Source organism: Leptolyngbya sp. FACHB-671 (assembly GCF_014695745.1).
GTDB lineage: Bacteria > Cyanobacteriota > Cyanobacteriia > Elainellales > Elainellaceae > JAAUTN01.
Genome location: NZ_JACJOV010000087.1, coordinates 1 through 6233 on the forward strand (window position 1 = coordinate 1; position 6233 = coordinate 6233).

6 protein-coding genes are annotated in these 6233 nt (G+C 49.8%); 5 read left to right on the top strand and 1 reads right to left on the bottom strand.

From position 1 onward, the window contains the following. The first annotated feature begins 336 nt into the window (after window positions 1-336). From H6F93_RS11410 to H6F93_RS11425, 4 genes are all read left to right on the top strand, one after another. Complete coding sequence (locus H6F93_RS11410) at window positions 337-2361, top strand: TolC family protein (RefSeq protein ID WP_190680798.1); 2025 nt, start codon at window positions 337-339, stop codon at window positions 2359-2361. A 142-nt stretch (window positions 2362-2503) separates the two neighbouring features. Next, on the top strand, window positions 2504-3559 hold the full coding sequence (locus H6F93_RS11415) for a potassium channel family protein (protein ID WP_190680800.1): 1056 nt from the start codon (window positions 2504-2506) through the stop codon (window positions 3557-3559). 162 nt (window positions 3560-3721) lie between these two features. After that, window positions 3722-3997 carry a hypothetical protein gene (locus H6F93_RS11420; RefSeq protein WP_190642950.1) on the top strand — a complete coding sequence of 92 codons (276 nt, stop codon included), beginning with the start codon at window positions 3722-3724 and terminating at the stop codon, window positions 3995-3997. A 332-nt stretch (window positions 3998-4329) separates the two neighbouring features. Beyond that, window positions 4330-4533: a Uma2 family endonuclease gene (locus H6F93_RS11425; protein WP_347277280.1), complete on the top strand. Its 204-nt coding sequence runs from the start codon at window positions 4330-4332 to the stop codon at window positions 4531-4533. 157 nt (window positions 4534-4690) lie between these two features. Here H6F93_RS11425 and H6F93_RS34625 read toward each other — a convergent pair whose 3' ends face one another. Beyond that, complete coding sequence (locus tag H6F93_RS34625; RefSeq protein ID WP_277882841.1) at window positions 4691-4825, bottom strand: hypothetical protein; 135 nt, start codon at window positions 4823-4825, stop codon at window positions 4691-4693. Between the two features lie 81 nt (window positions 4826-4906). Here H6F93_RS34625 and H6F93_RS11430 point away from each other — a divergent pair, with 81 nt between their 5' ends. After that, the gene (locus H6F93_RS11430; protein WP_190680802.1) at window positions 4907-5989 is read left to right on the top strand and encodes a M28 family peptidase; all 1083 of its coding nucleotides are present in this window, start codon (window positions 4907-4909) and stop codon (window positions 5987-5989) included. The last annotated feature ends 244 nt before the right edge of the window (window positions 5990-6233 follow it).

Consider the following 6233-nt stretch of genomic DNA (forward strand, 5'->3'; position numbering starts at 1 on the left):
TTTGAGCAATTCATCCAGTAATTCAGGTCGAAAAGTCATAGTCCCAATGTCTCAGGTTCAGTAGTTCATTAGATCTCATTTCTGACCTTTGACACAATCTAATTTACAATCCCGCTGCATTCTAGCCCCTAGCTCCCAGTCCCTAGCTCCCAACCCCTACCTGTCGTCTTCCCCTGGAAAGATTAACCAGGTGGATGAAGTGCGAGCGCCTAATTTTTACCTAAACTGCACTTAAATGGCTTCACAGGAAGTCATTTGCCAATTCTGGCGGTCAGCCAGTATTCTGCTTAAGGCTTCTCTTTTGCCGCTAAACATCTGGACTGAAAGATATACAACATGCGATTTTCTCTTTCTCTTCTTGCTGTAAGTGTTGGCACCATCATTGCTCTCAGTCCCCTGCACTCAGCTTCTGCTCAGTCTCCTGCACGTCTTGGTGGACTTGACGGCAAGGATGAGGTTGAGCACGAAAATTCGATTGGGGCGATCGCAACGACTTTAGACTCTGCTGCAACCGTCGAAGTTGCTCAAGCTGACGAAGCGGCCCAGCCTGAAAATGACTCCGAGTCAGAAGCCATTGTTGTAGAAACAGAGCCAGCCGCAGAAACAGAGCCAACCGCAGCAAGCGATCAATCTAACGCTGATGCTGATGCCGAGTCAGCGGAGCCGACGGAGCAACCTGGCAATGCAGAGGAACCTAGCAATGCATCTACCTCCCCGGATGATGCTTCTGCCGATGAGTCAGAAAGAGAGATAACGCCAGAAACATCGTCAGAAACGGCATCAGAAGAAGTATCAGAGCAACTATCCCAAGATCTACCAGCAGGAGATGAGACTGAGGAAACATCGCCCGCCCCATCCCTAGACTCCTCTGACGAAGCTGCCCCCCCAGAAGATGAAGCAGAGGTAGATGACGAGGCAGAAGCAGAAGCGGAAGCAGAGGCAGAAACAGCCGATGAAAACTTGATTCAGGCGGCACCAGAATACCTTAATCCCAGCCCCAATCCACTTCAGTTTCCGACTCAACCTGAAGAGGTAGAAATTGTTGGAACTCAGCCCATTACCTTAGAACAAGCAATTGATCTGGCCGTTCGTAACAACCGTGAGCTTCAGGTGTCCAGGCTAGAACTAGAGCGGGCACAGGCAGCTTTGCGGGAGGTACAGGCAAACAATCTACCCACAGTAGATTTAAATTCAAATCTGACTTTCCAGGAAAACACGCAGCAGCAAGATTCAGGGGCATTACAGGATTTTCTGGATCAGCTTCAGGGAGGTCAAGGTGGCAGCGGACAATCAGACGAGGATGATGTCAACGTCGTCCTGGGAGGTGCGGTAGAACTCAACTACACGCTGTTTACTGGAGGTCGGCGACCGGCTTTGATTGAGGCAGCTGAGGGACAGGTTCGTTTTCAGGAACTGCAGGTCGAAGCCCAGGAAGAGCAGCTGCGTCTAGATGTCATTAATAACTACTACGACTTGCAAGAAACAGATGAGCAAGTGCGAATTCAAGAGTCAGCACTAGAACAGGCGTTGCAGAGTTTGCGCGATGCCGAGGCACTGGAGCGAGCAGGGGTAGGAACGCGGTTTGACGTGCTGCAAGCCCAAGTGGACGTGGCAAATGCTAGACAGCAGCTTACCCAAGCCCTCAGCCAACGCCAGATTGCCCGTCGTCAAATCGTCCAAACGCTGAGCTTGGCTCAGTCGGTAGAGGTGGCAGCAGCCGATCCCGTGGAGGTGGCAGACCTGTGGGATCTGAGCCTCGAAGAAACAATCGTCTTAGCAATCAGAAATCGGGCTGAGCTAGAGCAACAGCTTGTGCAGCGCGAAGTTAGTGACGCTCAACGACGGGCTGCTTTGGCTCAGTTGAGACCTCAGATTGGTTTGTTTGCGAGCTATAACGTGCAGGACACCTTAAACGAGGATCAAACCGTACAAGACAATTATCAGTTTGGCGCTCAGTTCAATCTGAGTTTGTTTGATGGAGGCGCTGCCAGGGCGCAAGCAGCTCAGGAAGAGGCCAATATTGCGATCGCCGAAACCAATTTTGCAGCGCAGCGCAACCAGATTCGATTTGATGTAGAAAGCGCTTACTCTAATCTGCAAGCTAACTTCGAGAACATTCAAACTGCGTCCTTAGCCCTGGAACAGGCAAGGGAAGCCCTGCGACTGGCAAGACTGCGATTCCAAGCGGGTGTAGGGACTCAAACAGACGTATTAATCGCGCAATCTGACTTAACCGAGGCAGAATTTAACCGAGTACAAGCGATTTTAGGTTATAACCGCTCTTTGGCAGAGTTACAGCGTTCTGTGAGCAACTTCCCCTACGCAGGGGTGATTCCAGAACCTTCGCCGCAGGTGCAATAGGAGGAAGAAAGGATGAAAGAGGAAATGTCTTTCTTCTCGCCCTAATCCCCTCCCTTCGGTATAATCTGCTACACCTGGCACTCAGCTACTGGTGGCAAGATTGTCGCATCGGTAGGAGCGTTACCCCTGCTGGCAACCCAATTTGCACCAGTCTTTTCGCCGCATTCTGCTTGGCACTGTCTTTTTTGTTATTACCATTGTTGTGGCGATCGCAGGTTACACGATCGCCGGTTGGGCATTGCTCGATGCCGTTTACATGGTGGTCATTACCATTTTCGGAGTCGGGTATGGTGAAGTTCGCCCAATTGAATCCCCGGCACTCAAGATTTTTACCATTCTAGTGATCATTGCAGGGACTTCGTCAGCAGTTTACATGGTAGGAGGGTTTGTCCAGATGGTCACTGAGGGAGAAATCAACCGCGCTCTGGACGCTCGGCGGATAGCAAAAGGAATTGATACCTTACAACAGCATGTGATCATCTGTGGTTTTGGTCGGATTGGGCAGATTCTGGCAAAGAAGATGATGGAATCGGGTCAACCTTTTGTGATCATCGATAACAATAGCGATCGCCTTGCCAAAGCCGAAGCAATGGGTTATCTAGTTCGCATTGGCAATGCTACCGATGAAACCATTCTACAGGCTGTCGGAATCTTGAGAGCCAAAGTATTGGCTACTGCATTACCAGATGATGCGTCTAATGTATTTATTACATTAACGGCACGAGAAATGAACCCTAACCTGGTAATCATTGCGCGGGGTGAATTTCCCACCACTGAAAAAAAGCTGCGATTGGCAGGAGCTGATCACGTAGTGTTGCCTGCTACAATCGGCGCTTTGCGAATGGCGCACATGATCACTCATCCAGCCTCAATCGACTTTCTCGATCAAAACGACGGTCGCAGTACATTAAGTGAACTGTTAGCAGAAATTGATGTCCAGCTTGATGAGTTGGTAGTTCCTAAAGACTCACCTCTAGTCGGTGGCATGGTGAGTGACATTGAGGTGCGCGGCAGAGGCACTTTTATTGTGGTAGCGCTACGTCGAAGCGATGGCAGTACGTTTGTCCACCCCAACCACAGCACGGTAATTCAGGAAGGCGATACGGTGATTCTGATGGGACATCGGGGCGATATTCCCAAGTTTGCCGAACACTATGCGCTCAAGCGGCAACTGCGCTATCGAGGGACCCTGCATTAAGCTCATATGGATTCGTTCTCCCCAAAGTTTATTCCTAAGATAGACGCACGGTCTGGCGATCGCCTTTACCTTTGTAGCATTGAGCTTTGGCTCAAGTAATTAACCTAGCGACCGCTAACCTCACCTCTTTATAAACTCATTTCTAAACTTTGGGAAAATCTTATGCAACTCCAAGTTGAATGTAATGATCGGGTTGGCAAGCAACAAGTTTGCCGAACATGCGATCGCGTTTTCAAAATGCAGGCAGCAAAAGTAATCATCTGCGACGACCAAGGAGAAAACTGTGGCGCTGTTTGCCCCACCTGCATTGGTAGAGGATATGGTTGGCTCAGTAGTCAGTTTGAACAATTGACAACCCCTCACAAGAAATCGGTTACCGCAGTACTTACACCGGTCACTGGGATAGACAGGGCACTCACTCATACAAAATCTGCCTAAACACCCAATTGATCGTGTATCACACCACGTACATCCTTATTGGAGGAACATCTTTCAAGGCGATCGCTACCATTGCGATGCTGATCCTCACCCGATAACCAGGCTGACTAATCCAATATATCGAGTTGGAACTCTTACCGTGCAAGAGTTTCAACTCGATATATTAGATCTACTACAGTGAGCGATATTAGACGATTCCGAGGATTTGAAGATGGTTAGTCGATCGTCCTACTCCCAAATCAGTTCGGCTTATAATTACCTGCCACCGCTTTAAAGTGGCGATCGCCTAACTCGTCCTGAGAGCGGTTGCTTCACAGTTCCCCAAAGGGGTAATCGACACAGGCAGCAAAAAGCAAGCCTATCGTCGCAATGGAGTATTGGGATATATCATCTGGGAAGCATTTGAGAATCAACTGGAGTGGTTCCAATCGGTAGATGGAGATTATCAGCAACTCATGCCTGATACAGATGGGATCATTCGCAGTCAAATGTTTCCAGGTTTGTGGTTGGCAGTCGAGGCACTATTGAATAACTAGATGGCACGAGTGTTAGAAGTGGTGCAAGTGGGATTAAACTCACCGGAATATTCAGCGTTTGTAGAGCAGCTGAAGCAAGGATCAATGACTGGAGTTCTAGGTTCTAGCTAAAGGAAGGGCATCGGGCGTTGCTGAATATGGATTTGATTCACGGATCTCAATCTCCTCTGTAGGGGCATGGCAATACCATGCCCCCATGAAATTTGTACATCACATCGGCAATGTCGGGCATTTGTAACCAGGGCAGCATTTCTAATGTAGCGATACCGAAAGTGAGAATTATAGTTCTCATTAATTAAGTTGTGATTTGAAACAAGCATGACTTGGGTAGAACTCATAAAATGAAAACTGGGCAAATTAGCAGGACGCAGACATGAGGAAGCTGGGAATTTGGTTGGCTTTATTTTTCGTCACGCTAGTAGGAATCATCACCGGGTGGAACTGGCACGGAATTCAACTCCGACCTCAGATTTTAGAAACCAGCTTTCAGCAAAGTCCCGTCCGTTCGCGATCGCCCCAATCACGTGCAGAAATGCCTGCTCCGATCGAGGCACCCACCATCAACCCTGATCGAGTGCTGGCGGATGTCGAGGCACTTGCCTTTAAGCGACACAGCGAAGCAGAGCGGAGCCGCACCCGCGACTACATTGCCTCGGCTTTACGGGAAGCGGATTGGTTGCCTCAGTTCCAGACCTTTGAGAATGGTGTAAATGTCGTGGCAGAGCGCCCAGGAACCGATCCATCGGCTGGGGCAATCTTGGTCGCAGCACACTACGACTCCATAGAGCAATCGCCCGGTGTGGACGACAACGCTACTGGGATCGCAGCTGTTCTGGAAACGGCTCGCCTACTGGGACAACTTCCCACTCCGCGAACACTCAAGCTTGCCCTATTTGACCTGGAAGAGGTCGGACTGCTCGGCAGCCTAGCCTATGCGGCAGATGATAGCCTGACCGAAAATTTAGAAGGCGCGATCGTGATGGATATGATTGGGTTTGCCTGTCACACCGAGGGCTGTCAGCAATATCCCGCTGGGCTGCCCATCAGCCCACCTACCGATCGGGGAGACTTTTTGGCGGTAATTGGCGATCGCGGTCACATGTCCCTGATCAACGCTTTCCATGAAACCAGTCAGTCAGATTTGCCTCAGGTCTTGAGCTTACCGATTCCGCTGTTGGGACCGCTTACCCCTGATTTGTTGCGAAGCGATCATGCCCCCTTCTGGCAAAAAGGCATCGGCGCAGTCATGGTGACAGACACTGCCAACTACCGCAATCCTAACTATCACCAACCCACAGACACACTCGACAAGATCGATCGCCCTTTCCTAACCGGAGCAACTCAATTAGTAGTAAACGCTACAATCGCTTTGTTGAGTACTCCAGGAAACCTGACCAATGATGCCGCTGCCCCTGCACCCAACCTGCTAGATGAAACGCCAACAACACCATTGTGAAAAGGGCGTTGCAGATTTAATGAATGATTTTCGTAGGGGCACGGCAATGCCGTGCCCCCAAAGCAGGCGATTCGCACGTCAGGAATTTCCGCGTCCTTCTCAATTTGTGCAACGCCCTGAAAAGTAAGGGAAACAGGACTTACGCAGCGGCACTAGGGATAGGGGGTGGTTAAGTTGAGCTATGCTCGCTACAGTTCCAGTATGAGTGCATCAAACAGCGATTGCGATGACATTTACTAAGCTG

Excerpts from the sequence above, each read along its gene's own strand:
- H6F93_RS11410 (WP_190680798.1), top strand. The coding sequence starts at position 337 with ATGCGATTTTCTCTTTCTCTTCTTGCTGTAAGTGTTGGCACCATCATT.
- H6F93_RS11420 (WP_190642950.1), top strand. The coding sequence starts at position 3,722 with ATGCAACTCCAAGTTGAATGTAATGATCGGGTTGGCAAGCAACAAGTT.
- H6F93_RS34625 (WP_277882841.1), bottom strand. The coding sequence starts at position 4,825 with ATGAGAACTATAATTCTCACTTTCGGTATCGCTACATTAGAAATGCTG.
- H6F93_RS11430 (WP_190680802.1), top strand. The coding sequence starts at position 4,907 with ATGAGGAAGCTGGGAATTTGGTTGGCTTTATTTTTCGTCACGCTAGTA.